The sequence below is a fragment of the Chromohalobacter sp. genome, from assembly GCF_039830575.1.
Classification (GTDB): domain Bacteria; phylum Pseudomonadota; class Gammaproteobacteria; order Pseudomonadales; family Halomonadaceae; genus Chromohalobacter; species Chromohalobacter israelensis.
The window spans coordinates 48,758-74,422 of record NZ_JBDOOX010000010.1; the positions used below are offsets into that span (position 1 = coordinate 48,758).

Annotated in this window: 23 protein-coding genes; 6 read left to right on the forward strand and 17 right to left on the reverse strand. The window is 64.4% G+C overall.

Annotated elements, in window-relative coordinates; genetic code table 11:
• Positions 1–6: 6 nt before the first annotated feature.
• Complete coding sequence (locus ABGX75_RS09265; RefSeq protein ID WP_011506474.1) at positions 7–1,143, reverse strand: GTP cyclohydrolase II; 1,137 nt, start codon at positions 1,141–1,143, stop codon at positions 7–9.
• Positions 1,144–1,274: 131 nt separating this feature from the next.
• Here ABGX75_RS09265 and ABGX75_RS09270 point away from each other — a divergent pair, with 131 nt between their 5' ends.
• On the forward strand, positions 1,275–2,126 hold the full coding sequence (locus ABGX75_RS09270; RefSeq protein ID WP_347410580.1) for a RibD family protein: 852 nt from the start codon (positions 1,275–1,277) through the stop codon (positions 2,124–2,126).
• Positions 2,127–2,151: 25 nt separating this feature from the next.
• On the opposite strand, the gene ABGX75_RS09275 is transcribed toward ABGX75_RS09270, so the two are convergent.
• The 5 genes from ABGX75_RS09275 to ABGX75_RS09295 form a co-directional block, all read right to left on the reverse strand.
• Positions 2,152–3,117 (reverse strand): lysylphosphatidylglycerol synthase transmembrane domain-containing protein, encoded by a 966-nt coding sequence (locus ABGX75_RS09275; RefSeq protein ID WP_347410581.1) that lies wholly within the window; start codon positions 3,115–3,117, stop codon positions 2,152–2,154.
• On the reverse strand, positions 3,104–3,970 hold the full coding sequence (locus ABGX75_RS09280; protein WP_347410582.1) for a class I SAM-dependent methyltransferase: 867 nt from the start codon (positions 3,968–3,970) through the stop codon (positions 3,104–3,106). The genes ABGX75_RS09275 and ABGX75_RS09280 overlap by 14 nt, the downstream gene beginning before the upstream one ends.
• Entirely contained in the window at positions 3,967–5,016 is a 1,050-nt protein-coding gene (locus ABGX75_RS09285) for a glycosyltransferase family 4 protein (RefSeq protein ID WP_347410583.1), read from the reverse strand. The genes ABGX75_RS09280 and ABGX75_RS09285 overlap by 4 nt, the downstream gene beginning before the upstream one ends.
• The gene (locus ABGX75_RS09290; protein WP_035410660.1) at positions 5,013–5,411 is read right to left on the reverse strand and encodes a 6-carboxytetrahydropterin synthase; all 399 of its coding nucleotides are present in this window, start codon (positions 5,409–5,411) and stop codon (positions 5,013–5,015) included. Before ABGX75_RS09290 ends, ABGX75_RS09285 begins: the two co-directional genes overlap by 4 nt.
• A gap of 94 nt (positions 5,412–5,505) precedes the next feature.
• Positions 5,506–6,483 (reverse strand): zinc-binding alcohol dehydrogenase, encoded by a 978-nt coding sequence (locus ABGX75_RS09295; protein ID WP_347410584.1) that lies wholly within the window; start codon positions 6,481–6,483, stop codon positions 5,506–5,508.
• Positions 6,484–6,669: 186 nt separating this feature from the next.
• Between ABGX75_RS09295 and ABGX75_RS09300 the strand changes: the two genes are divergently transcribed.
• On the forward strand, positions 6,670–7,422 hold the full coding sequence (locus ABGX75_RS09300) for a CDP-alcohol phosphatidyltransferase family protein (protein ID WP_218781711.1): 753 nt from the start codon (positions 6,670–6,672) through the stop codon (positions 7,420–7,422).
• Between the two features lie 99 nt (positions 7,423–7,521).
• Here ABGX75_RS09300 and ABGX75_RS09305 read toward each other — a convergent pair whose 3' ends face one another.
• Positions 7,522–8,325: a helix-turn-helix transcriptional regulator gene (locus tag ABGX75_RS09305; protein ID WP_011506482.1), complete on the reverse strand. Its 804-nt coding sequence runs from the start codon at positions 8,323–8,325 to the stop codon at positions 7,522–7,524.
• Positions 8,326–8,562: 237 nt separating this feature from the next.
• Here ABGX75_RS09305 and ABGX75_RS09310 point away from each other — a divergent pair, with 237 nt between their 5' ends.
• On the forward strand, positions 8,563–9,918 hold the full coding sequence (locus ABGX75_RS09310; RefSeq protein ID WP_052046584.1) for a glutamine synthetase family protein: 1,356 nt from the start codon (positions 8,563–8,565) through the stop codon (positions 9,916–9,918).
• Positions 9,919–9,970: 52 nt separating this feature from the next.
• Positions 9,971–10,702: a glutamine amidotransferase gene (locus ABGX75_RS09315; RefSeq protein WP_035410649.1), complete on the forward strand. Its 732-nt coding sequence runs from the start codon at positions 9,971–9,973 to the stop codon at positions 10,700–10,702.
• 116 nt (positions 10,703–10,818) lie between these two features.
• Here ABGX75_RS09315 and aguA read toward each other — a convergent pair whose 3' ends face one another.
• The 3 genes from aguA to ABGX75_RS09330 all read right to left on the reverse strand — a co-directional run bounded on the left by aguA (position 10,819) and on the right by ABGX75_RS09330 (position 14,865).
• Positions 10,819–11,931, reverse strand: coding sequence for an agmatine deiminase (gene aguA, locus ABGX75_RS09320; RefSeq protein ID WP_347410585.1), 1,113 nt, complete (start codon positions 11,929–11,931; stop codon positions 10,819–10,821).
• A gap of 8 nt (positions 11,932–11,939) precedes the next feature.
• Positions 11,940–13,286, reverse strand: coding sequence for a Na+/H+ antiporter NhaC family protein (locus ABGX75_RS09325; protein ID WP_110062163.1), 1,347 nt, complete (start codon positions 13,284–13,286; stop codon positions 11,940–11,942).
• A 181-nt stretch (positions 13,287–13,467) separates the two neighbouring features.
• The gene (locus ABGX75_RS09330; RefSeq protein ID WP_128690334.1) at positions 13,468–14,865 is read right to left on the reverse strand and encodes an aminotransferase; all 1,398 of its coding nucleotides are present in this window, start codon (positions 14,863–14,865) and stop codon (positions 13,468–13,470) included.
• 207 nt (positions 14,866–15,072) lie between these two features.
• Between ABGX75_RS09330 and ABGX75_RS09335 the strand changes: the two genes are divergently transcribed.
• Both ABGX75_RS09335 and ABGX75_RS09340 read left to right on the forward strand, forming a co-directional pair.
• The gene (locus ABGX75_RS09335) at positions 15,073–16,311 is read left to right on the forward strand and encodes a Zn-dependent hydrolase (RefSeq protein ID WP_347410586.1); all 1,239 of its coding nucleotides are present in this window, start codon (positions 15,073–15,075) and stop codon (positions 16,309–16,311) included.
• Between the two features lie 15 nt (positions 16,312–16,326).
• Positions 16,327–17,862, forward strand: coding sequence for an aldehyde dehydrogenase (locus ABGX75_RS09340; RefSeq protein ID WP_347410587.1), 1,536 nt, complete (start codon positions 16,327–16,329; stop codon positions 17,860–17,862).
• A 176-nt stretch (positions 17,863–18,038) separates the two neighbouring features.
• Here ABGX75_RS09340 and ABGX75_RS09345 read toward each other — a convergent pair whose 3' ends face one another.
• The 7 genes from ABGX75_RS09345 to ABGX75_RS09375 are packed head-to-tail and all read right to left on the reverse strand — an operon-like array spanning position 18,039 to position 25,602.
• A complete protein-coding gene (locus ABGX75_RS09345) occupies positions 18,039–18,866 on the reverse strand; it encodes a helix-turn-helix transcriptional regulator (protein WP_347410588.1) in 828 nt (275 codons plus the stop codon).
• A 6-nt stretch (positions 18,867–18,872) separates the two neighbouring features.
• Positions 18,873–20,240 (reverse strand): glutamine synthetase family protein, encoded by a 1,368-nt coding sequence (locus ABGX75_RS09350; RefSeq protein ID WP_347410589.1) that lies wholly within the window; start codon positions 20,238–20,240, stop codon positions 18,873–18,875.
• Between the two features lie 59 nt (positions 20,241–20,299).
• Positions 20,300–21,367: a spermidine/putrescine ABC transporter substrate-binding protein gene (locus tag ABGX75_RS09355; protein ID WP_347410590.1), complete on the reverse strand. Its 1,068-nt coding sequence runs from the start codon at positions 21,365–21,367 to the stop codon at positions 20,300–20,302.
• A 60-nt stretch (positions 21,368–21,427) separates the two neighbouring features.
• Positions 21,428–22,225, reverse strand: coding sequence for an ABC transporter permease (locus tag ABGX75_RS09360; RefSeq protein WP_347410591.1), 798 nt, complete (start codon positions 22,223–22,225; stop codon positions 21,428–21,430).
• Positions 22,222–23,145 (reverse strand): ABC transporter permease, encoded by a 924-nt coding sequence (locus ABGX75_RS09365; protein WP_011506497.1) that lies wholly within the window; start codon positions 23,143–23,145, stop codon positions 22,222–22,224. The genes ABGX75_RS09360 and ABGX75_RS09365 overlap by 4 nt, the downstream gene beginning before the upstream one ends.
• A 10-nt stretch (positions 23,146–23,155) precedes the next feature.
• Entirely contained in the window at positions 23,156–24,280 is a 1,125-nt protein-coding gene (locus ABGX75_RS09370) for an ABC transporter ATP-binding protein (RefSeq protein WP_301968293.1), read from the reverse strand.
• A gap of 32 nt (positions 24,281–24,312) precedes the next feature.
• Entirely contained in the window at positions 24,313–25,602 is a 1,290-nt protein-coding gene (locus tag ABGX75_RS09375) for an FAD-binding oxidoreductase (protein ID WP_011506499.1), read from the reverse strand.
• Between the last annotated feature and the right edge of the window lie 63 nt (positions 25,603–25,665).

Consider the following 25,665-nt stretch of genomic DNA (forward strand, 5'->3'; position numbering starts at 1 on the left):
TCCGGGTCACTTGAGCGAGCTGATATCGCGTCGCGTGGCGTGCGTACCGTCACGTTCCAGCACGTCGTTCAGCCAGTGCCCGGCGCGTTCGGCCTTGGCGCTCAGGTAGCGCCGGTTGTGTTCGTTGAGCTTGCCATAGCAGGCCTGGCGGCCGACCACCTCGACACCGCCTCGGCTCATGGCGTCGATCTTGCCGGGATTGTTGGTCAGCAGCTCGATGCGCGTGACGGCAAGGGCCTCGAGCATCTGCAGCGCGACATGATAGCGGCGTTCGTCGTCGCCGAAGCCCAGCACCTGGTCGGCGTCGACGGTATCCAGGCCGTCGTCCTGCAGGTGGTAGGCCCGCAGCTTGTTGGCCAGACCGATACCGCGCCCTTCCTGGGCGAGGTACAGCAGAATGCCGCCACCGCGTTCGGCGATGGCGGCCACGCTGCCGCGCAATTGCTCGCCGCAATCGCAGCGCAGGCTGCCGAACAGGTCGCCGGTGAGACACGCCGAGTGCAGGCGCGTCGGAACGGCGTCGGCCCATTGGGCAGGATCGCCCACCAGTACCGCCAGGTGCTCGCGCAGGCCGTCGCTTTCGCGGAACAGCACGAATCGCGTGCGATCAGCCTCGGCCAGCGGTATCTCCGCCTCGCTGATGCGCTTGAGGGAGGTCATGTCGCCTTCGTCGTAACGCTGCACATCCTCGAGGGACACGACCAGCAAGGTGCCGTCGGCGATGAGGGCGTTCACCGCCTCGCGGCGTGATGGGGCCACCGTGGCGCTCAAGGCGGCGGGCACCAGCAGTCCGCGTCGCATCAGGCCCAGTGCCGCCGTCTCCGCCGGTGTGGCGGGCTGCGATGCCTCGGGCGTTTCGGCCTCGGCTGCCATGGCCCAGGCCACGACATCGCCGGCACGCTGGTCCGCGCTGAGCGGCAGGTGTACGGCGTGAGAGACTTCGTGCATCGGCGCGCCCAGGCAGGCGAGTCGATGCTCGGTGATCACCAGGCCCGGCGCATGGCCGGTCAGGGCGGCGAGTGACGTCAGGGTCTCGTCGTCGATGCCTTCCAGTGGCTGAATCACGACGTCGTCTTGCGGGGTGCGCAGCACGATCGGCAAGCCGCGGCGCACGTCGAAGATCGCACGTTCTACCTGTCTCATGAGCCTCTCCTTGGTTTTTTCGCGTCGTAATGCTTCGATGACGTCTGGTCCGCCTGCGGCGCCTCGTCTCGCGACGTGGCCAGACGGCAGGCGGTATGGCGTTTTCGCCGGCACACGGCATGGGAGACCGTATGAGCGCTTCGATACTCGATGCAGCGTTGGCCTGGCAATGGATCGGCCAGATTCGCGAACAGGACTGGCATGCCCAGGCCACGCTGACGCTGCGCTCGCCAGCGTGTACCTTGCGGGTTCAACGCGGCGGTGATTGGCAGGCCGAGGGCGAGGTGACGGCGGACGCCGCGGCGCTGCTCGATACCTTGCTGCCCTGCTGTGCCACGCCGGGGCGTTTCGTCATCGGCCAGCTCGGGCAGAGCCTCGATGGGCGCATCGCCACGGTCAGCGGTGCGTCGTATTACGTCACCGGCGAGGCGAGTCGCGTGCATCTGCACCGGCTGCGCGCGCTGGTCGATGCCGTCCTGATCGGCGCGGGGACGGCATGCGCCGACGACCCACGGCTCAGCGTGCGGCACGTGTCGGGACATAACCCGGTTCGCGTGATTCTCGATCCCAATGGGCGCGTGCCCGCCACCCAGGGCGTGTTCCAGAACGACGAGGCGCCGACCTTGCACATCACGCGGCATCCGTTGCCTCGGGGAGCGCTGGGGGCGCATGTCGATACCTGTGTGGTCGAAGATGCCGCCGACCTGACGCCGGCTGCCTTGTGCAGGACCCTGGCAGCACGCGGCTTGCGGCGCGTGCTGGTCGAAGGCGGCGGGCAGACCGTGTCGCGCTTCTTGGCCGACGGCGAGCTCGATCGCCTGCATGTCGTGGTGGCGCCGCTGTTGATCGGCTCGGGGCGTCCGGCGGTGAGTCTCGCCGAGATCGAGACGCTCGATACCGCCCTGCGACCACCGTGCCGCACGTTCGCGATGGGAGACGATACCTTGTTCGATCTGGCGCTGCGTGCCGTCGACGCGGCGTGATACGTCATCGTGCATGGCGGTCTCCTCAGCGTTCGCTCGTCAGCGGGGCGCCCGGCGGCGGGGTGTCGCGGCCCTGGCGTGGCGGACGCCGACGGCACAGCAGCCATGCCCCCGGCAGGCTCGAGACCAGCACGATCACGCCATACACCAGCGAGATCGCCACGCCTTGCGCGGGGTCCAGGCCCGCACCCATCCATACCAGCGCCGCGGCCCCCTCGCGGAGCCCCCATCCGGCGACGGAAAGCGGAATCGCCATGACCATGAGAACCGGCGGGATCAAGGGCAGCAGGGTGCTCAGGGCGATATCCGCGCCGATGGCCCGGGCGGCGATGGCGTAGATCGCGATATAGCTGGCCACCACGCCGAGTGACCCCAGGGACTGCCACAACCACACGCTCGATGCCACCAGGGCGACCTCGAGATCGTGCAGCGTATGACGCAGCCAGGCGGGCGGGCGCCGGCAGGCCCAGAGTGCCAGCGCGGCGAGCCCGGCGATCCCTGCCACGAGCCCGGTCCACGAGGCATTGCCCAGTCGGAAGAAGAGTGCGGCCAGGCTGTCGCGCAGCGCCGGCGCGGCGGCCAGGCCCACCAGTGCGATGAGCAGCAGCATGACTTGTCCGGACAGGCGTTCGATGACGACGGCACGCCAGGCACGTGCGCGGTCGAGGCTCGACTGGGCATGTCGCCAGGCACGCGTGGCATCGCCCACGACGCCGCCGGGCAGGACCTGATTGAGGAAGGTGGCCGCATAGTATTCGGCGACCGCGCGACGCAGCGAGAGCGTCAGCCCCATGCGTCTGGCCGTCAGGCGCCAGCGCCAGGCGGACAGCATGACCTGGGGAACGCTGATCAGCAGCGCCAGCCACAGCCAGCCCGGGGCGGGAGCGGCGAAGGCGTCGCGTAGCGCCTGGGCGTCCAGTCGCCAGGCGAGCAGGCCGATCAAGGCGCCGCTGACACCCAGGCGCAGCAGCATGGCGTTAGCGCGGGCCATGGTCCGGCTCCGGTGCGGCGAACACGTCGCGATGACCGACGTAGAGATCGACCCGGCCCTGATCCAGCGCTTCGCGGCGACGCCGCCACCAGCGATCGATACGTGCACGTTCTTCCGGCGCCTGTTCGCGGGCGGCGCCGGCCCAGCCGTCGAGCAGGCTCAGGGCCAGAGGGCGTTGGGCGGGACCCAGTCGCCAAGGACTCGGGGCGTCGACGAGCCGGAAGCCCCGGTCGGCGAAGGCGGTGGCGAGCGCCTGGGGGGCGGCCATGCCCAAGGCAGGGCCGAAGCCCTTGTCGCGGCGCTGATGCGCGGCCAGGGTGGTGAACAACCAGGCATCGTCGCGGTCGGTGACATCGGTGTCGTCGACGCAAAAACGGGTATCACCATCCACGCTCAGGGCGATCAGGGCGGCGCAGCGGTGTCGTGCGCAAGCCGTCGCCAGGGATGCGACCCAGGTGTCGCTGACCAGATCGCACAGCGCCGAGGCGGTGACCAGATCGACGCCTGTCAGCCAATTTGCCGCCAAGGCGTTCAGATCGTGTTGCTGGGTGGTCAGGCGAATCGGCGTGCCGTCCATGTCGCGAAGCGGCTGGCAGCGTCCCACGGCATGCCCCAGCAGGTCGGCGTCATGATCGACGAGCCGCCATGTCTGGGGCCCGGGAAGACGCGGTGCGAGATAGCGCACGTTGGCCCCGCTGCCGCTGCCCAGGTCGACGAGTCGTGCCTCGCGTGCCTGGCAGCGTGCGGCGAGCCAGGCGCCGGCGGCTTGCGTCGGCAGAGCGGCACGCGCGCTGTGGTCGGCGTGCTCGCGACGCGTGAGCCAGCTTTCGCTGAAGATGGCGGCCGTGTTCATGTCGTGCCTCGTTCGAGGGCGGCGGCAAAGGCATCACCCACCTGCGACCAGTCGCGCAGCGCGGCGCGCTGGCGCTCGGCACCTTCCCGCCAGTATCGGCGATGTGCCGGGTCGGCGAGCATGTCGCGCAGGGCGCGAGCCAGGGCCTCGCTGTCGCCGGGCGGTACCTTGATGCCGGCATCGTCGGGGAGGGTATGCGCCAATGCCCCGCCGGTGGTGGTGATCACGGGCAGTGCATGCGCCAGCGCCTCGCTGACGACCATGCCGTACCCTTCGTAATGCGAGGGCAGCACGAAGATGTCGCTGCCCTGGTAGGCCGCGCCGAGCGCCTCGGCGGGACGTTCGCCGAGAAGATGGAAGCGTGTCTCAAGGCCATGCTCGGCGATGCGCGCCCGGACATGCTCGACATGCGCCGGCGCCCGGTCCAGGCCGCCGATGCAGTCGCATGTCCAGGGCAGGTCGGTGAGGGTGGCCAGGGCCTCGACGAGCACATCATGCCCCTTGCGGGGAGTGACCGTGGCCACGCACAACAGGCGGGGCACATCGCCGTTGCCGCGCGCTGCCGGGGCGCGTTCCACGCCGGGTTCGACCACATGCAGGCGTTCGGCGGTGACGCCGAAATCGGCGAGGCGGCGAGCGGTGAACGCACTGGTGACGATGACATCGCGCACGGCCGACAGCGCCCGGGTTTCGCTGATCGTGAAGCGCTCGCGTTCGGCGTCGCCAAGCCCCGTCTCGTCGGCGAGCGGGTGATGCACCAGAGCGGTGATCGCCAGGCGGCCGGCGTGCGAGTCGACGACCTCCGGCAAGCCGCCCATTGCCAGGCCGTCGATGACGACTCGGGCGCCATCGGGCAGGGCCGCCAGCGCGTCGTCCAGGGCCTGGCGTGCGGTGCCGTCGGGCTCGGGGAAGCGACCCTCGAGGCCGATGACCCGCACCTGCCAATCACGCTGGCGCAGCGCCTCGACGATGCGGGCATCGTAGACGTAGCCTCCGGTCAACTGATCGGGATCGCCGGCCACGATCAGTGTCAGCACTTCGCTCATAGGGCGCCCTCGTAACTGGCCCAGGCGATGTGCGATTCATGCAGCGTGACGCCAAGCCCCGTCAGACCATGGCCCGTCTCGCCCAGTTCGCCGTCGCGAATCGCATGGGCGAGACGCTCGAAGATCACCTTGGCCATGAATTCGGTGGTCGTGTTGCGGCCTTGAAATTCGGGGATCTCGTCGAGGTTGTTGAAGTTGAGTTCGCCGAGGACACGCGACAGCGTCTGGCTGGCCAGGCCGATGTCGACGATCAAGTCGTCACGGTCGAGCTCCGGACGCTTGAAGGCGACATCCACCACATAGGTGGCGCCATGGAGGCGCTGTGCCGGGCCGAAGATATCGCCGTTGAAACTGTGCGCGATCATGAAGTGATCTCTGACGGTCAAGCTGAACATCCGTGTATCTCCTTGTGCCTTTGCGTTCGTGAAGTGGGGTGCGTCGGCAACGTGTCGGGGCGCTCGTCAGGCCGGCCGAAGCCGCGCAAGCGCTTCAGGGATAACGTATACGATGACAGAGCCCCGGACGGTGCGCGGTGCTGAGTCGTGCCAGTGTCGTCGGCAGGTCCGCGAAGTCGCTTTCCCCGTCGATGAGGGCATCGAGGCGTGCGTCACGCAGCAACGACAAGGCCAGTTGCAGGCGCTGCGAGTGGCTGCGCCGGGCACGCCGCGCTGGCGATACGCCGCCGACCTGGCTGGCACGCAGCGTCAAGCGCTGCGAGTGGAAGGCCTCGCCGAGGGGTAGCGTGACGTCGTCTTGCCCGAACCAGCTCAGCTCGATGATCTCCGCCTCGTACCCCGCCAGCGGGAGCGCGCTGCGCAGGCCTGCCGGGCTGCCACTGGCGTGGATGATCACGTCCTGGGCGCCCTCGGCGTCCTGGGGGTAGCGGAACGCCACCCCCAGCGCGGCGGCCAGTTCTGCCTTGTCGGCATCGATATCCAGCAGTTGGACGCGCACGCCGGCGATCTGTCGGCACAGCCAGGCAACCAGGCCACCCACCACGCCGGCGCCGATCACGGTGATACGGTCGCCGATGCGCGGCGCGGCATCCCACAGCGCGTTGATGGCGGTTTCCATGTTGGCGCCGAGGATCGCCCTGGCTGCCGGCAGGTCGTCCGGCAGCGGCACCACGGCCTCGATGGGCACCACATAACGTGTCTGATGAGGATAGAGACAGAACACGTCGCGTCCCCGCCAGGCCGCAGGCCCCGCCTCGACGACACCGACATTGGCATAGCCGTACTTGACCGGGCCGGGAAAGTCGCCTTCCTGGAAGGGAGCGCGCATGCGAGTGTATTCGCTCTCCGGGACCTTGCCCTGGAACACCAGACTTTCCGTGCCACGGCTGACGGCACTGAAATGGCTGCGGATGAGCAGGGCATCTTCGTCCCGTGGCGGGAGGGGCTGGGATCTTATTTCACCGTGCCCCGGTGACAGCGTCCAAAAGGCGTCGGCGTTCGCTGCGTGCATAGGCAACCTCCTTCGTTATCTCGAGTATCGTCCATGAGACCCTTGCATGTACAGCTATTGTACATATCGTTTTTTATGTACCATTTTTTATTTGTGTCATATAACGTCAGCGTAGTGAAAGTGACGCTCGCTGGCGGGTTTATCTGCCATAGTGAATGAAAAACATGCTGCACCAAGGGGTATCGCATGCGTGATTCTTCGCGTCCTCCCCAGGCTCGTCGACCGGCGTGGGCTCACGGCCTGCCCGCCGGCATGGAATTGCTGGCCGGGCTGGGCCTGGTGGGGCTGCTGGTGGAGGCCGTGCAATGGCGGCTGGCGGCTCCGCGCGGGCTCGGCTGGTCGGTAGGGGGCGTCTACCTGGGCATGGCGCTGATCATCCTCTGGGCATGGCCCGCGGCGCGGCGCTGGCTGGGATGGGCCAACCGGGTCACGTTGCTGCGCGCCGTGTTGATCGCCTTGCTCGCCGGCAGCATGGCGTTTCCGGCGTTCATGGAACGACACGTCCTCGAGATGACATGGGTGGCGCTGCTTGCACTGTGCCTGGACGGCATCGATGGCTGGGTGGCGCGTCATACGCACTCCGCCAGCGATTTCGGCGCGCGTTTCGACATGGAACTGGACGCATTTTTCATCATGGTGCTGTGCTGCGCGCTCATCGTGCTCGACAAGCTCGGCGGGTGGGTGCTGGTGGTGGGCGCCATGCGTTACACCTTCGTGGCGGCGGGGCATGCATGGACATGGCTGCGGCGACCGTTATTCCCGAGTCTGCGCCGCAAGGCGGTCTGCGTATGGCAGGTCGCCAGTCTGCTGGTGGCGCTGCTGCCCTGGGTGTCATCTTTCTGGGCGGCGCTCTGTGTCGGCGTGGCGCTGGCGCTGCTGATCTATTCCTTCGCGCGCGATGTCGTCTGGTTGTATCGCCATCGCCGCATGGGGGGGTGAGGCCTGGGGGCTCGCGGTATCCTTGAGTGGCCGCTGAGCGACACGATCCGGGCTGTGCGTCGGGGCGGCCCGTTCCGTCGTGGGACGCTTCCGGTGACGCTATTCCAGGTGACTCAGGTGGTTGATGAATTGTGTGAAGATCTCCGCCTGGGTGGAGGTGTTCAGTCGTGCATGGATGTTCTTGCGGTGCACCTTGACCGTACCGACGCTGATTTTCAGGTGGTCGGCAATCGCCTGGGAGGAAAAGCCGCGGAGTATGAGGTCGGTGATCTCGCGCTCTCGCTGCGTTAGCACGCCGCTGGCGAAAGTGCGCAAGGCGCGCTTCATGGGGCCGTCGGAGCGGCCATACTGCAGGAACTCGTCGGACTGCGTCTGCCAGAACTGACGCATGAGCGCGCTGATGATCGGGTGAAAGTCCTGCAAGGCGTTCAGCTCGATGCGCGAAATGCTTTCCAGCGAGGCCTTCCGCCCGAGCGTGATGGCGCAGGTCACCTCGTCATCGAGATGGATCAAGAGATTGATCTCATCCACCAGTCCGAAATTCTGGTAGCAGGTCTGGTAGTACTCGGTACTCTTGAAGGAATCCGGCATGATATCGGCAAGGCGCACGATGCCGGGTGAGGCGGTGTTCTTGATGGCATGAAAAAGCGGGTCGAGGACATAGGCGTGGTTGATGTACTGCCGCAGGGTATCGCTCTGCTCCGCCGGATCGGAAGGATGGACGAGAATCGGCCGCAGCGATTTCTTGTAGGTCAGCAACAGAATCGTGTCGAAGCAGCACAGGGTCGACAGGAAGGCTTCCAGCATCACCGGAAAGCTGCGCAATCGCTGATGCTCGATGAGGACACCCAGGTTTTTCTGCCAGCTCTCATTGGTCTGTATCTGATTGACGCGATCTCTCATCGCTTGTCCTTGCTTCTTGTATGCGGCCGAAAGGGCGCTATCAGGGATAGCCTCCAAGGCTAAGCCAGATGATCAGCCGGTACCAGCCCGGCTCGCGTGGCGAGCATGCCGCAGGCAGTTCGCCAGTCCCGAGGCAGGTCGTCTTCCGGCGGCCGAATACCCCCAGGGTGATAGATACAGCATTATCTGGATGGGATACCTTAAGGCTCTGGTTTTCGAAAAAAGCTCTCAAGAGTCATGCGTATGACGACGGATAAAAAACAGGGCAAGTCCCGCGAGCTGGATCTCTTTATCACGGATTTGAACGGCAACTTGCGCGGCAAGCGTCTGCCCGCCAGCGGCTTGAAGAAACTCCGCAAGGAAGGGCTCAAACTACCGCTCTCGGTAGTGGGCTTCGATTTCTGGGGGGCGGATGTTCTGGACAATGGCCTGGTATTCGAGACCGGTGACAGTGACGGCGTCTGCATGCCTGTCAGCCAAGAGCCGATTCCGGTGCCCTGGTCGGAAGCGCCGCGTGACCAGATGCTGGCGATGATGTTCAATCCCGACGGTACGCCCTTCGGGGCCGATCCTCGTCAGGTGCTCAACCGCATGGTCGATCGCTTCTCCGCAAAGGGGCTGACGCCGGTACTGGCGACCGAACTCGAGTTTTACCTGATGGATGCCGAATCGGAAAGCGTGCAGCGTCCGATACCGCCGGCACTGGCCGATGGCAAAGGGCGTCGTCTCGCCAATGCGGAAGGTTATTCCGTGGAGGAAATGGACGGCTTCGAGGCCTTCTTCGCGGATATCCGTGAGGCCTGCCAGGGACAGGGGATCGGCGCCGACACCATCATTGCCGAGATGGGCCCGGGGCAGTTCGAGGTGAACCTCGACCACGTGGCCGATCCGCTGAATGCGGGCGATCAGGCGATTCTCTTCAAGCGCCTCGTGCGCGGCGTTTCCCGCCGCCACGGCTATGCGGCGACCTTCATGGCCAAGCCTTACGTCGAGGAAAGCGGCAACGGCTTTCACACGCATTTCAGCCTGCTCGACCGCGACGGCAACAATGTTTTCGACGACGGTACCGAGCAGGGCAGTGACCTGTTGCGCCACGCCATTGCCGGGATGATGCAGTTGATGCCGGAGAGCATGCTGGTGTTCGCGCCGCATCTGAATTCTTATCGTCGCTTCATGCCGGGCGCTCACGCACCGACGCATGCCAGCTGGGGGTACGAGAACCGAACGGTGGCCCTGCGTGTGCCGGAAAGCCCCAATCTTGCTCGCCGTATCGAACACCGAGTGGCAGGGGCCGATGCCAATCCGTATCTGGTATTGGCATCCATCCTCGCCGGTGCGCTGCATGGCATGGAAAACGCACTCGAGCCGGATGCCCCGGTGGAAGGTGATGCCTACGCCGAAGAAAGCCCCCGCTATCCACTGCCATGCGAGTGGCAGGATGCGATCGCTCGCTTCGAGCAGAGCGAGATTCTGAGGGAATACCTGGGCGAAGAGTTCGTGCGTGTCTACGCGCAAGCCAAGCGCCAGGAGCGCCGCCGGCTGAACGAGCGCATCTCCGATGTTGAATATGAGGCCTATCTGGGATTGCTCTGATCCCGGCCAGGCTTGAAAAATTCACGGCGCGGCCGTGAGCGAGGAATCCGTCATGACACTGAAGATCGGCATACTGGCCACCGGCACGACGCCGGACAATCTGATCGACCAGTATGGCTCCTACGCCGACATGTTCGTTCGTCTGTTCGAACAGGCCGGCTATGGCTTTACCTTCACTACCTACGATGTGCGCGACGACGTCTTTCCCGAGTCAGCCGAGGCCTGTGATGCCTGGATCATCACTGGCTCGAAGTTCAGCGTCTGCGACAAGTCGCCATGGATGGCGCGGTTGAAAGACCTGATTCTCGACATCTATGACACCGGCGGCCCGATCGTGGGCATTTGCTTCGGCCACCAGATCGTGGCGGAAGCCTTCGGCGCCGACGTCGATCGGTATCCGCAAGGCTGGGGCGTGGGGTTGCATACCTACCGACTGGAGAAGAACGTAGCGGAGCTGAGCGCCCTGGATGGCCGATTCACGCTGAATGCAGTGCATCAGGATCAGGTGCTGAGCAAACCTGAGCAGGCTGACGTCATCGCCTCTTCGTCGTTCTGCCCGTTTGCGGCCCTCCAGTACGACGATCGCATCCTGACCCTGCAGGCGCATCCAGAGTTCGACGTGGCGTTCGAAACGCGGTTGCTTCAGTCACGTCGTGACGCCCCGATTCCGTCGACGGCGACCGACCCGGCGCTGGTCGCGCTCGACGAGGCGTCGGCGCAGACGGACTCGCTGCAGGTCGCCCACTGGATGGCCGAGTTCCTGCAGCAGGGTCGACGTCGTTGAGCGTGCCCACGCGTTATCTGAACGCCCGGCTTGCCCATGCAGCGCTTGATGCGACCATCCGGGATCAAGCAGGCCATGTCGCGATAGCCCGATGATCCCGAAGGCCCATGCAACGCTCAGACACGCGGCTGCTGCTGGGTGATGCAGTGGATGTTGCCGCCACCGAGCAGGATCTCGCGGGCATCGACGGCGACCACCCGGCGGTCTGGAAACAGGTTCTCGAGAATGGCGTGTGCCTCGTCGTCATGTGCCGGGTCGAGCCTGGGCATCACCACCACCGAGTTGCCGATGTAGAAATTGACGTAGGAGGCGGCCATGCGGTCGCCCGGTTGCCGTGGGCGCGAACTGCTCAGCCGGTCGACGCCGCTGGCTTCGGTCTCGGCGATGGTCAGCGGACCGGGCATCGGTAGCTTGTGCACGGTAAGCCGCCGTCCCCTGGCATCGGTGGCCGCCTCGAGAATCCCCAGGGCCTCGCGGGAGATGGCATGTTGCGGGTCGCTATCGTCATCGGTCCAGGTCAGCGCCACTTCGCCGGGGGCGACGAAGCAGCACAGGTTGTCGACGTGGCCGTCGGTCTCGTCCTGGAAACAGCCCCGCGGCAGCCAGATGATCTTTTCGACACCCAGATAGGCGCACAGCAGCCGTTCGATCTCGGGCTTGGCGAGATCGGGATTGCGATTGGGGTTGAGCAGGCATTCCTCGGTGGTGATCAGGGTCCCCTCGCCATCGACGTGGATGGCGCCCCCTTCGACCACCAGCGGGGTGATGAAGCGTTCGATACCGAGGACTTCGGCGATCTTCTGGCGGATGCGACGATCCTTGTCCCAGGGAAAGTAGAGTCCACCGTTGAGTCCGCCCCAGGCGTTGAATTCCCAGTCGACCATGGCCAGGCGACCATCCGGATGGGTCAGGAAGGTCGGCCCGACATCACGCATCCAGGCATCGTTGCTGGAAAGCTCGATCACTCGGATGTGGCTCGGCAACTGGTTGCGGGCGTTCTCGTACTGGTCGTCGTTGACGCCGACGAATACCGTCTCGCTCTCGGCGATCGCGCGGGCCACGGCGACGAACGCCGCCTGGGCCGGCTTGGCGCCATAGCGCCAGTTGTCGGGACGCTGCGGCCAGAGCATCCAGCAGGCGTCGTGCGTGGCGAACTCGGCAGGCATGGAAAAGCCGAGTTCTGCCGGGGTGGCGGTGCGACGCTCCGTCGCGATGTCCGTGTCGTTCATGATGAACCTCAAAGATAACCTGCCGCCAGAAATACCAGCGTGGCCAGGAAGGCGGCAATAAGCGCATAGGGAAGCTGGGTCAGGGCATGGGCCATGGGCGTGCAGCCGCTACCCTGGGCCGACAGCACAGTGGAGTCGCCGTAGAAACAGGCGTGGCTGCCGAAGGCGCTGGCCGAGATCAATGCGCCGATCACCAGTGGCATCTCGGCGTCAACGCTGCTCGCCAGTGGCAGAACGATCGGCATCGCCACGGCGAACAGCCCCCAGAACGAGCCGGTGGCAAAGGCCAGGAACGCCATCGTGACGAAGCTCACTGCCGGCAACAACTGAGCCGTCATCAGCGGTTGCAGCGTCTGGATCACGTATTCGGTGAGTCCCAGCCCGTCGTTGACTTCCTTGAGCGTGAAGCCGGCGACCAGGGTGCCCAATGGCATGAGCATCGACTTGAAGCCATCGAGTGCGGTATCGAAGGTGGCGTGAAAGCTCATCAGACGCTGGCTGAAGATCAGTACCAGGGTCACGGCCAGGGCCACGATCACGCCGCGCAGTATGTCGATATCGAAATACCAGGTGAAGAAGATCAGGCTGGCGATGGGCAGCAGGAAGTTGAGCAGATGCGGGCGGCGCTGGCCTTTATCTTCGGTCTCCAGGGCGTTTTCCTCGGCGCCGTCGGGCATTACCTGGCCGCCGCTGGCACGCAGTTCGGCCGTCTTCATGGGCCCGATGGCGGGGATCCAGCCCATCGCGACCAGCGGCACCACCGCGGCGGCGATCCAGGCGTAGAACATGAAGGGGATCGCCTCGATGTAAAGTCCCATGCCGCTGCCGGTCACATTGTTTTCCTCGAGCAGTCCGGCGAAGAACACGGCCCAGGTCGAGAAGGGGACCAGGATGCAGATCGGCGCGGCGGTGGAGTCGACGATGTAGGCGAGCATCTCACGCGAGACCTTGAAGCGGTCGGTGATCTTCTTCATCGAGGCGCTGATCGCCAGGGCATTGAGATAGTCGTCGACGAAGATGGCCAGACCGAGGAGCCAGGTGGTCAGCAGTCCCTGGCGCCGGCCGTGGATGCGACGAGTCATGACGTCGCCGAAGGTCAGCACGCCACCGGTACGAACCAGTAGCGCGATCAGGCTGCCGAACAGCCCGCAGACCAGGATGATCCAGGTCACGGTGTCGTTGCCGAGCACCGTGAGCAACGTGTCGGAAGCCTGGGTCACCACGCTTGTCGGATCGATCATCAACATGCCGACCAGGGCGCCGGTCATCAGCGACTCGATGGTGCGGCGGGTGATGATGGCCATGATCAGCACAATCAGGGTGGGAAACAGGCTCCAGAGTCCGTAAGTGTCCATGTCATACTCTTTTGTGATTGTGGTGTCGGGAATCGAGCCCGTGGATGGCCCCCGGCAGGCCGCCCTGTTCGAAGGCACTGCAAACCCTTCCATGAGCGCTACATTCGCCATTCATGGCGAATGCCCTTCTGACGGGCGACCTGCCTCGGATGCTCCCATCGGGCAGGTCGAGAAGGCGTTTTTACAGGTAGCCGTCGGCCTTGAGGGTCGCTGTCGTGGCCGTCAGCGCGGCGTCGAGGATATCCACCACGCGGTCGACGGTTTCCCGCGTCCAGATCAGCGGTGGCGACACGATGTTGAGGTGTCCGACCGGGCGAATGATCAGACCGCGCTGCTGTGCCTCGAAGGCGACTCGGTCGCCCACCCGTGCCTCCACAGGGAAGAGCGCCTTGGTCTGCTTGTCGGCGACGTTCTCGAGACACATCATGAAATGGCTGCCACGCACGTCGCCCACCGTGGCGTGATGCGACAACGATGCCAGGCGTTCCTCGAGGTAGGGGCCCACCTCGCGGACGTTTTCGCAGATCCCCTCGCGCTCGATGATCTCGATGTTCTTGAGAGCCGCCGCGCAGCTTACTGGATGCCCGGAATAGGTAAAGCCGGTGCTCAGCACGCCGCCCGGCCCCTGCGGCGTGGACAGCACGTCGTAGAGCGCGTCGGAGATCAGCGTCGCGCCCAGCGGTGCATAGCCGGAAGACAGCCCCTTGGCGCAGTTGATGATATCGGGTTGGGTCTCGTACACCGCCTCGGAGGCGAAGAAGTGCCCCAGGCGACCGAAACCGGTCACGACCTCGTCGGCGATGTAAAGGATGTCGTTGGCGCGACACACCGCCTGCATGCGCTTGTGATAGTCCTTCGGTGCCACCAGCACGCCGCCGGCGCCCATGATCGGCTCGGCGATGAAGGCGGCGATGTTGTCGGCGCCGATCTCGGCGACGGTGTCCTCGAACTCCCGAACCAGGTGGTCGCAGTAGTCGGCTTCGGTCATCCCCTCGGGGCGCCGGTAGCAGTTGGCCTCGCTGAGATGAGTGACCAGGTGATCGAGGGTATCGAAGTCCCAGTTGTTGCTGGCGATGCCGGTCAGGGTCGCGGCGAGGTAGGTGGTGCCGTGGTAGGCGTTGTTGCGTGAAATGATGCGCTTCTTGGCCGGCTTGCCGAGGCGGTTGAAGTAGTAATGCACCAGGCGGATGGTGGCGTCGTTGGCCGTCGAGCCGCCGCAGCTGTAGAAGACGTGGTTGAGGTGCGCGGGGGCGAGCTCGGCCAGCCTGGCGGAAAGCTCGGCGGCCGGGGCGTTGGACAGGTTGTTGAAGGTCGAGAAGTAGGCCATGCGGGTGGCCTGATCGGCCATCGCCTCGCCGATCTCGCGGCGGCCGTGACCGACGTTGACGCACCACAGCCCGGCGATGCCGTCGATGAAACGGTTGCCCTTGGCATCCTGGACGTAGATGCCGTCGCTGTCGGTGATCAGGTCGCAGCCCTCCTCGTGAAAGGTGCTGAAGTCGGTGAACGGATGGATGAAGTGATCCTTGTCTTTCTGCCACAGCGCTTGGGCATCGTGGGCACGGGTCTCGATGGTCATGGTGTCGTCTCGCACATTGAAAGCGGTCAGTGCCGGGATGGGTGGCCGCGATGAGTCGTCGTTGTGATACGTCGTTGCGTTCGCAAAGAGACTAGCGAGGAAGGGTAGGGCGGGAATATATCCTGATAGGGGTATATCGCAACGACCCGGGAGCCGCCTAATGTGTTCCATGACCCAAACACCTGACAAGCACAAAGGGGAGACTTCATGGCGGTTTCCATTGACGGCCAACGGCTGTGGGACAGTCTGATGGCGATGGCCGAGATCGGCCCGACCGAAAACGGCGGTAGTTGTCGCCTGGCCTTGACGCCGGAAGATGCCGCCGGACGACGCCTGCTGCTCGACTGGTGCGAGGCGCTCGGTTGTACCTGGCAGGTCGATCGCGTCGGCAACCTCTTCATCCGCCGCGCCGGCAAGCGCGACGATCTCGCGCCAGTGGCCATGGGAAGTCATCTCGATACCCAGCCCAAGGGCGGTCGCTTCGACGGCATTCTCGGCGTTCTGGCCGGGCTCGAAGTGCTGCGCACACTCGCGGACCGCGACATCGTCACCGAGCTGCCGCTGGTACTGGTGGTCTGGACCAACGAGGAAGGCAGCCGTTTCGCGCCGGCCATGGTCGCTTCCGGTACCTATGCCGGTGCGTTCAGCGTCGAGTCGACCCTGGCCCGTGAGGACCGCGACGGCGTGACGTTCGGCGAGGCTCTCCAGGCCTGCGGTTATGCCGGCGAATCGCCGGTCGGCGAGCCGCGTCTGGACAGCTTCTTCGAGCTGCACATCGAACAGGGCCCGGTGCTCGAGGAAGAAGGCGAGACCATCGGCGTGGTGACTGGTGTCCAGGGCATGCGCTGGTTCGATGTGACGCTTGCGGGGCAGTCGGCCCATGCCGGTCCCACCCCCATGCGTTATCGGCGCGATGCCCTGGCCGCGGCGGCGCGTCTGATCGACCGGCTGCAGGCCCATGCGCTGGCCGACGAAAGCGGCGACACCAAGGTGACCTGCGGCTGCCTGGAGGTCGTGTCCGCCTCTCGCAATGTGGTGCCAGGCGACGTCAAGCTCACCATCGACCTGCGCCATGTGGTAGAGAACGAACTCGACGCATTGCAGGCGTATTTCGAGGGACTGCTCAGCGAAGTGGGCGAGACCTGCGGCGTCACGGTGACCCAGGAGCGGATCTGGGCCTCGCCGGTGGTCGAGTTCGCCCCCGAGTGCGTCGCTGCGGTGGAAAGTGGCGCCCGAGAGCAGGGGCTGAAATACCGTCGCATGATGAGCGGTGCCGGTCATGATGCCGTCTATGTGTCGCGGGTCGCGCCGACGGCCATGATCTTCGTGCCCTGCCGCGACGGCATCAGCCACAACGAGGCCGAATACGCCACGCCGGAAGACTGTGCCGCAGGCACGCAAGTGCTCTGCGATGCGATTCTTGAACGCGCCAACCGTGCGTCCTGATACTGGGAGAACAACATGACTCACTCCACCCCTTCAAACCCCGTCACTCACGCCGATTGGCAGGCCCTGGCCGAGCACCTGACTGTCGAAGCAGGCCTCGAGGCGCGTGCCTATATCGATGACACCTTCGTCGATGCCGCCGATGGCGCGACCTTCACCACGCTCAATCCGGCCACCGGCGAGACGCTCGCCGAAGTGGCCAGTTGCGATGCGGCCGACGCCGAGACGGCGGTGTCGGTGGCGCGGCGTGCCTTCGAGAGCGGCGCGTGGTCGCGTTCGTCACCGGGCGAACGCAAGGCCGTGCTGCTGCGTCTGGCCGACCTGATGGAGGCGCACAAGCACGAGCTGGCGCTGCTCGACAGCCTGGACATGGGGAAGCCGGTATCGAGTGCCATGGGCGACATGGCCGGCGCCATCGGTTGCATTCGTCACCATGCCGAGTCCATCGACAAGCTCTATGGTGAAATCGCGCCCACCGGCGAGGAAAGCCTGGGGCTGGTTCTGCGCGAGCCGCTGGGTGTGGTGGCGTCGATCGTGCCCTGGAATTTCCCGTTGATGATGACGGCCTGGAAGATCGGCCCGGCGCTGGCGGCTGGCAACAGTGTCATCCTCAAGCCGTCGGAAAAATCACCGCTTTCGGCGCTGCGCCTCGCCCAGCTGACGCGTGAAGCCGGCTTGCCGCGCGGCGTTTTTCAGGTACTGCCCGGCTTCGGTCATACCGTGGGCAAGGCCTTGGCATTGTCCATGGGGGTCGACTGTCTGGCTTTTACCGGCTCCACCGGGGTCGGCAAGCAATTGATGCAGTACGCCGGTCAGTCGAATCTCAAGAAGGTCTTTCTAGAGTGTGGCGGCAAGAGTCCGAATCTCGTCTTCGCCGACTGCAAGGACCTGGATCGTGTGGCCGAACACGCTGCCGCCGCGATCTTCCACAATCAGGGCGAGGTGTGCATCGCCGGCTCGCGCCTGCTGGTCGAGAACAGCATTCGCGAGCGTTTCGTCGGCAAGGTGCTGGCCGCCGCCGAACGCATGCAGCCCGGCGACCCGTTGGATCCGGCGAGCTTCATGGGCGCGATGGTCGATCAGACCCAGTATCAACGCGTACTCGACTACATCCGCCAGGGTGTCGAAGAAGGTGCGACGCTACGTGCCGGCGGCCAGGCGCTGGATGTCGAAGGGGCCAAGGGCCAGGGTCTGTTCATCGGGCCGACGGTATTCGATGGCGTCACCGACACCATGGCCATCGGTCGGGAGGAAATATTCGGCCCGGTATTGGCGGTGTTCGGCTTCGACACCGAGGAGGAGGCCGTACGGCTGGCCAACGACAGCGACTATGGCCTGGCGGCGGGCCTGTGGAGTCAGGACATCGATCGCATCATGCGCGTCACCCGTCGGCTGCGCTCGGGCCAGGTCTTCGTCAACAACTGGGCCGATATGGATCAGACGGTGCCCTTCGGCGGGGTCAAGCAGTCTGGAAACGGTCGCGACAAGTCCCACCATTCGCTGGAGGAATACTCCGATCTCAAGACCGTCTGGATGACGCTCGCCACCTGAGCGCCGCCCACGCCATGCATCAGGGCGGGAGCACCGGCACGTGCATGGAGGCACCGCCGGCCCGAGGGCCGGCGGTGCCTCCATGCTCGGCGCGGCCGGCTGGTGCCCGAAATGGCCGGCGCTGAATAGCTGCAGACAGAGGAGAGCAGGGCAGTGGGCGGACTTTCGAGGGACGCTTACTGTCCCGCCTGCTGGCGGGAGACCAGCGCCACGTGATCGAGAAAAAGCCGAAAGAGCTGCGATTGGCTGGAAACCTCGAGGCGCTGATAGAGGTGCTTGCGATGGACCTTGACGGTGCCGTCGCTGATGCCCAGTTCGCGGGCCGCCGACTTCGTGGAGTGACCGGCCAGCAGCAGACGCACGATCTCCCGTTCGCGTGCCGTCAGGCGTTCCCGCCCGAAGCTGTCGAAGGCTTCCTCCACCGGTTCCCGCTCGGCCAGGCATTGGTGGAAGCGGTGTTCCTGCCACTTCCAGTATTCCCCTAGCAGCACTTCCAGTACCGGCGAGATATGGCGTAGCGCCAGCATATCCCGGCGGGTGATCCGTGGGGCATCGTCGCGAAACCCCAGTGACACCACCATGACGACGTCAGTGTCGACCCTGGCGAACAAGCCGATCTCGTCGGTGAGTCCCAGGGCCCGATAGTAGTGGTGATAGTAGTCGCTGTTCTCGAAACGGTCCGGTGCCAGCTCGCGCAGTCGGTGTGCGCCGTTCTCCAGCCCGTCATGCACGGCCTGGAAGAAGGGATCGAGCAGGAAGGCCTGGTTCAAATAGCGTTCGATTCCCTGTTCGCGCCGCGTGGCTGGGTAGTTGTCGTGTATCAGCAGCGGGCGCCGTTGTCCTTTATAGGTATTGATCAGAATGGTGTCGAAACCGACCAGCTCGCGCAGCGTCTGTTCCAGCAGGAGCGGAAAGCCGCTCCCGGTGACGGCCTGGAAAAGACAGGCCAGATGATGGTGCCAGGTCAGGCTGGCGGCACTTGCGAGATGGTCGGTGGGTGTCACGAAAAATCAGACCCTGAGCAGAAGGTGTTCGCGCTCCCAGGAGCTGATCACCTGGAAGTATTCGCGGTGCTCGGCGCGCTTGACCGCCAGGTAGCTGTTGGTGAAACGTTCGCCGAGAATCTCGGCCAGTGGCTGGCATTCGCTCAGCATATCCAGCGCCGGGCGGATATCGTCGGGCAGTTTGTGGCCACCGGACCAGGCCGACCCGACCATCGGCGGACGTGGTTCGAGCTGGCCGAGCATGCCGAGATAGCCGCAGGCCAGCGAGGCCGCCATCACCAGGTAGGGGTTGGCATCGGCTCCGGCCAGGCGGTTCTCGACCCGCGTTGCCTCAGGCGTCGAGACCGGCACCCGCAGACCCACCGTGCGGTTGTCGGTACCCCATTCGACGTTGGTTGGCGCCGAGCCGCTGGTCTCGGTGCGCATCAGCCGACGGTAGGAGTTGACGTTGGGCGCTAACAGCGGCATGGCCGAGGGTAGGTAGTGCTGTAGCCCGCCGATGAACTGCTGGAACAACCGGCTGGACTTGCCGTTTTCGCCAGCGAACAGGTTATCACCGGACTCGGCGTCCAACAGGCTCTGATGGAGATGCATCGAACTGCCGGGCTCATTGGCCATCGGCTTGGCCATGAAGGTGGCGTACATGCCGTGACGGAGCGCCGTTTCGCGCAAGGCGCGCTTGAACATCACCACCTGATCGGCCAGCCGCAGGGGATCGCCGTGTTGGAAGTTGACCTCCATCTGCCCTGCGCCTTCTTCGTGAATCAGAGTATCCAGGTCGAGGTCCATGGCATCGCAGTAGTCGTACATCTCCTCGAAGAGCGGATCGAACTCGTTGACCGCGTCGATGGAGAATGACTGGCGACTGCTCTCCTGACGTCCGTTGCGGCCGATCGGCGGTTCGAGCGGATAGTCGGAGTCGGTGTTGGTCTTGACCAAAAAGAACTCGACCTCGGGCGCGACGATCGGCTTCCAACCGCGCGCCTCGTAGAAGGATAACACCCGCTTGAGCACGTGACGGGGGGAAAGTTCCACCGGCTCGCCGGTCAGGTAGTGGCAATCGTGGATGATCTGAGCGGTGGCATCATCGGCCCAGGGCACCAGGAAGACGGCATTGGGGTCGGGCACCAGCTCCATGTCCCGCTCGGCAGGGTTCCAGAAATGGATGTCATCGTCGTCGGGATAACCGCCAGTGACGGTCTGGATGAAGATCGAATCCGGCAGTCGCGGGCGGCCACCGCCCAGGTACTTGCCGGCGGGCATGATCTTGCCCTTCAGGATGCCGGTGAGGTCGGTGACCAGGCACTCGACCTCGGTGATGCCACGCGCCTGGAACCAGTCGTTGAAGTGGGGTTGTTCTTGACGGTTACTCATAAAGTGTCCTTGTTCTGCAGATGGCCCCGGCCCCGTCAGAGCGGCCGGGACCTGTCGCCTCAGCGTGACTGGACTTCTGACCAAAGCTGCTGGAAGACCTGCAGTTGCTCGCCTTCGAGGCTGGGCGTGAAGTGCAGGCGCTGCATGTCTTCCTCGGACGGCTGGATCGGAGGCTGGGTCAGTATGTCGTCAAGATAGGGCTGAGCTTCCGCATTGGGGCTGGCGTAGTAGTTGTAGTTGGAGAGCTGAGCGCCGATCTTGGCATCCAGGATGAAGTTGATGAACTTGTGGGCCAGATCGGGGTGGGGGGCCTTGGAAGGGATCAGCATGGTATCCACCCACATTTCGGTCCCCTCGTCGGGAATCATGAACTCGATGTTCTTGAATGACTCCGGATTCTCCTGGCGATAGAAGAGGTAGTCGCCGTTATAGCTCAAGGCGGCGTGCGTCACGCCGCGTGCCAGTTGCTGCAGGCTTGGCGTCCCGTCGACGAAGCCGCTGAAATTGTCGCGGTTCTTGGTGTCGATCAGCAGTCTTGCGGCCTCCTTCCAGGCCTCGGTGTCGGTGCAGTCATAGCCGTGGCCCAGGTATGCACAGGCGCCGCCCATGGTGACCTGGCCATCGCCCATCAGCGCGAAGGGGTGTCCCGAGTTGACCTCGGAATCGAACATCAGCGACCAGCTCTTGGGGGCATCGGGGAACGTCTCGGCATTGTATACCAGACCGGTCACGCCCCACTGGTAAGGTGCCGAATAGGTACTCTGCGGGTCATAACTAGGATTCTTGAACTGCTCCATGACATTGTCCAAGTTGGGAATCTTGGACTTGTCGAGCTTCTGCACCATGCCAGTCTCGATCAGCCGTGGCACGTAGTAGTTGGATGGTACGATGATGTCGTACTGCGACACCCCGCCGGCATTGAGTTTGGCGAACATCTCGGGTAGCGAGTTGTAGTAGTTCTGCACCACCTCGGCGTCGTATTTCTCCTCGAAGGCCTCGATGATGGCCGGGTCCATGTATTGGGTCCAGTTGAACAGGTACAGCTTGTTGTCTTCCTGAGCCTGGGTGCCGCCGGCCAGCAATAGGCCTCCGAGTGCAGCGGCGATTCTTGTGGTCATTGTTTTCATCGTGTCGCTCTCCTTCGGTGCTACGTTTTGTTGGTGCTACATCGTTTTGACAGGAAGCGCCTAGCGGCGCCCCTGGCGGTTGAAAAGCATGCTGAATATGGCGGCCATGGCCACCGCACCGATCATCAGGGTGGCAATCGCATTGATCTCGGGCGTCACTCCTTTCTTGATGGCGCTCCAGATATAGATCGGCAATGTGGCGCTCTCCGGTCCTGCCGTGAAGAAACTGATCACGAAGTCGTCGATCGATAGCGTAAACGACAAGAAGAAGGCGGAGATCAACGCTGGTTTGATGGTTGGCACCATGAAGTGCACCACGCGTTTGATCGGCGACGCATAGAGGTCCTTGGCAGCTTCGAACAGGGTCGGGTCCAGGCCCACGAAGCGCGAGTAGACGATCAGTGCCACGAACGGAATCTGGAACGTCACATGCGCGATGATCATGGTGCCGAGCCCTGGTTGCAGCAGGCCGGTCCATTCATGAATCTGCACGAAGAAGGCCATCTCGGAAATGCCGAAGACGATATCCGGCAGCACGATAGGCAGATAGATCAAGACGATCAGCCAGCCCAGTTTGCGATGGCGATGTCGGTACATGCCATAGCCAATCAGGCACCCCACCACCAGCGCCACGACCGAGGAGCTCACCGCCAGCACCAGGCTGTTGCCGAAGGCACTGATGATCTGCTCGTTACCGAACAGCCTGCGGTACCAGGCCAGCGAGAAGTTTTCGAAAACGGCTGTGCTGTTGGCCGAGTTGAAGGAAAACAGCACGATCACCAGGAGTGGCGCGTAGAGGAAAACCAGCGTCACCCACCAGATACCGGCGAGACCGCGCGCAAGCGTTCGCTTTTTCATATCACTACCTCCTCACCACCGCCGAGACGCTTGCCGATACGCCGCATGGCGAACAGGCCGATGAATGTCGCGATCAACATCAGGATTGCGCCCGCGGCGCCCAGGGGCCAATTGGAGCTGCCCGCGAACTGGTTGGCGACCAGGTTGCCGAGCATCATGCCCTTGCCGCCGCCGAGCAGCTCGGGAATCACGTACATGCCGAAGGCGGGAATCGCCACCAGCACCGTGCCGGCCAGCAAACCTGGCAGCGTCTGCGGGAAGACCGCGTGCCAGAAGGCCCGCACCGGACTGGCATAGAGGTCCTGCGCGGCCTGTACCTGCGCCGTATCGAGCTTTTCGAAGGCGGCATACAGCGGGAGTACCATGAAGGGCAGGAAGTTGTAGACCAGCCCCAGGGTGACCGCGAAGTTGGAGGGATACAGCCCCATGTTGGGCGCCACCAGCCCTATGCTCTCGGCCAGGCTGGAAAGCGGTGTTTCCGGTGCCAGCAGGTTCATCCAGCCGAAGGCACGAATCACCTGATTGGTCCACGATGGCACGACGACCAGCAACAACAGGACCGGCCGCCACTTCTCACGACAGGTCGTGATGTAGTAGGCCACCGGATAGGCGACGATCACGACCAGCACCGTCGATACCAGGGTCTGCCACAGCGAGCGCAGCAAGGTATAGAGGTTGCCCGGGCTCCAGCCGAGAAAGCCCACGCCCGCCAGCCGTTCGAAGGCGTCCAGTGACAGGGGCATCTGCGGCAGGCCATAGGGGCCGTTGGTCATGAAGGCCACCCCCATCAGATACGCACTGGGCAACACCAGGAAGATGAAGATCCAGAAGGCCCCGGGCGCCACCGTGAACAACAAGTGACGGGTCTCGCGGACCATGGCCCGGCTGCGGGCAGTGGGTACGGCTCCAGAATAGGACATGTGCGCCTCCTCACTCGTGCAGGGTGACCAGGTCTTCCGGCGCTACCGCCACCGTCACCGTTTCGCCGATCTCGGGCAGGTGACGGCCGCGGTTATTGACCGTGGCCTGCAGGGTGGTATCGCCGATCTCCAGACGGAACTCGGCATGACTGCCGCGATAGAGCCGCTCGGCCACTTTAGCCGTCAGATGATTGTCGCCCTCGACCTTGCCGGGCAGCAGGTCCAGCGTCTCGGGGCGAATCAGCAGAAGCTCCCCGTCGCCGGGGTCCTCGGCGGTGAGCGTCCCCAGCGCCGTGGTCAGGCGACCGTCCTGGCGGGTGCTGATCGGATAGAGGTTGTCGTGACCCATGAAGCGCGCCACGAAGGCGTTCACCGGACGCTCGTAGACTTCCCGCGGGGCTCCGACCTGCTGGATGGTGCCGCCATTGAGGACGGCGATACGGTCGGACATGACCATGGCCTCCTGCTGATCGTGGGTCACGAACACGAAGGTCATGCCGAGCCGTTTCTGCACCCGCAGCAGTTCCACCTGCAACTGGCTGCGCAGGCCGGCATCCAGTGCCGAGAGTGGTTCGTCGAGCAACAGGACATCAGGCTCGCAAATCAGCGCCCGAGCCAGCGCGATGCGCTGGCGCTGGCCGCCGGAGAGCTGATCGACATGACGGTCGACCAGGTCGCCGAGCTTGATGAAGTCGGCAATCTCATCGACCTTGACATGACGCTCAGCCGCCGGCATGCCGCGCATCTTCAACCCGAAGGCCAGATTTTCGCGGACCGAAAGGTGCGGGAAGAGCGCATAGGATTGGAAGACGGTATTGACGCTGCGCCGGTGGGGCGGTACTTCGGTGACGTTCTTGCCGCCTACTACCAGCGATCCGTCGTCCGGCTCCTCGAGGCCGGCGAGGATCCGCAGCAGGGTGGTCTTGCCGCATCCGGAAGGCCCCAGCAGGGTGAAGAACTCGCCGGCCCGGATGTCCAGGTCGACGCCGTCGAGCGCCACGGTATCGCGCCCGAAGCGCTTGTGCAGGCCCTGCATTTCGATCGAGGATGCCTTGCGGTTCGCCCGATCCTGCTCATCGGCAGCCGGGTGGACCCCCGGCTTGTCGGCAATCTCCGCCGTGGTGGTCTCGCTCATGGGGATACCCTCTCGCTTGTCGGCGGCCCCTCTCAGAGCCGGTCGCGCAGTTTGTAGAAGTTGGTAGCCAGTACCAGCAGGGGCTTGCGCAGGGCTCGCCCACCCGGGAACTGCCGGTGTGGCATGGCAGCGAAGACATCGAAACGCTCGCTCTGGCCGGCGATGGCCTCGGCCATCAGCTTGCCGGCCAGTCCTGCCATGGCCATGCCGTGCCCGGAGTAGCCCTGGGCATAATAGAGATTGTCGCCCAGGCGGCCGAAGTCGGGAGCCCGGTTCAGGGTGATGGCCACGTCGCCGCCCCATCGATACTCGATGGGGACGCCTTCCAGCACCGGAAACAGCCGGGCGATCTTGGCATCCATGCGTGCCTGCAGCTTCGGCGGCTCGCGGCCGTCGTAGCTGACCTCGCCGCCGTAGATCAAGCGGCGGTCGGCACTGAGACGATAGTAGTCGAGCACGAAATTGGCGTCGGCCAGGGCATCGTTCTGCGGCAGCACCTGCGCCGCCTGGGCCTCGCTCAAGGGGGCGGTGGCGATCATGTAGTTGGCGGCGCGCATGATGCGTCCGGAGAGCTCCGGCACCAGGTCGCCGTGATAGGCATTGGTGGCCAGTACCACGAAGTCGGCGGTCACCTGGCCGCGTTCGGTGATGACCGTGGCCGGCTGCCCGCGGCGGATTTCGCGGGCGGCGCTGCGCGGGTGCACGCGCACGCCGGCGCGCTGTGCCGCCCGGGCCAGACCCAGGGTGTAGTTGAGAGGATGGAGGTGCCCACCCTCACGGTCATGGAGGGCCGCCGGGTAGGTGTCGGTGACCACGTGCTCGCGCAGGGCATCGCCTTCTAGCCATGTCAGGGCGTCGTAGTCGTAGTCGCGGGCCATCTGCTCGCGGAAGGACGAGAGTTCCTTGATATGGCGCGGCTTGACCGCCGCGTGCAGGTAGCCCCAGGCCAGTTCGCAGGGAATCGCATGACGCTCGACCAGCTCGGCGGTGAGGCGTACCGCCTCGCGGCTCATTTCCCATATTTCACGGGCACGGGGCAGCCCGAGGGCCTGCTGGACGGTAGTGATATCGGTGCCCAGCCCGGGCAGGATCTGCCCGCCGCTGCGGCCGGAGGCGCCGTGGCCGATGTCGCCGGCCTCGAGCAGTACTACCGAGTAGCCGCGTTCGGCCAGATGCAGCGCCGTGGAACAGCCGGTCACCCCGCCGCCGATCACGCATACGTCGGCCCGGGTGTCGCCTTCCAGAGGTTGGCTGGGCTCGAGCTCGACGGCGATGGAGGCCCGATACCAAGAAGCAGGAGGATCGGAGACGGTACTGCACATAGATGTCATCCTGTTATTGTTGTTGAAGAATTGACGAGAATACGACAAAACTACTTTCGATAT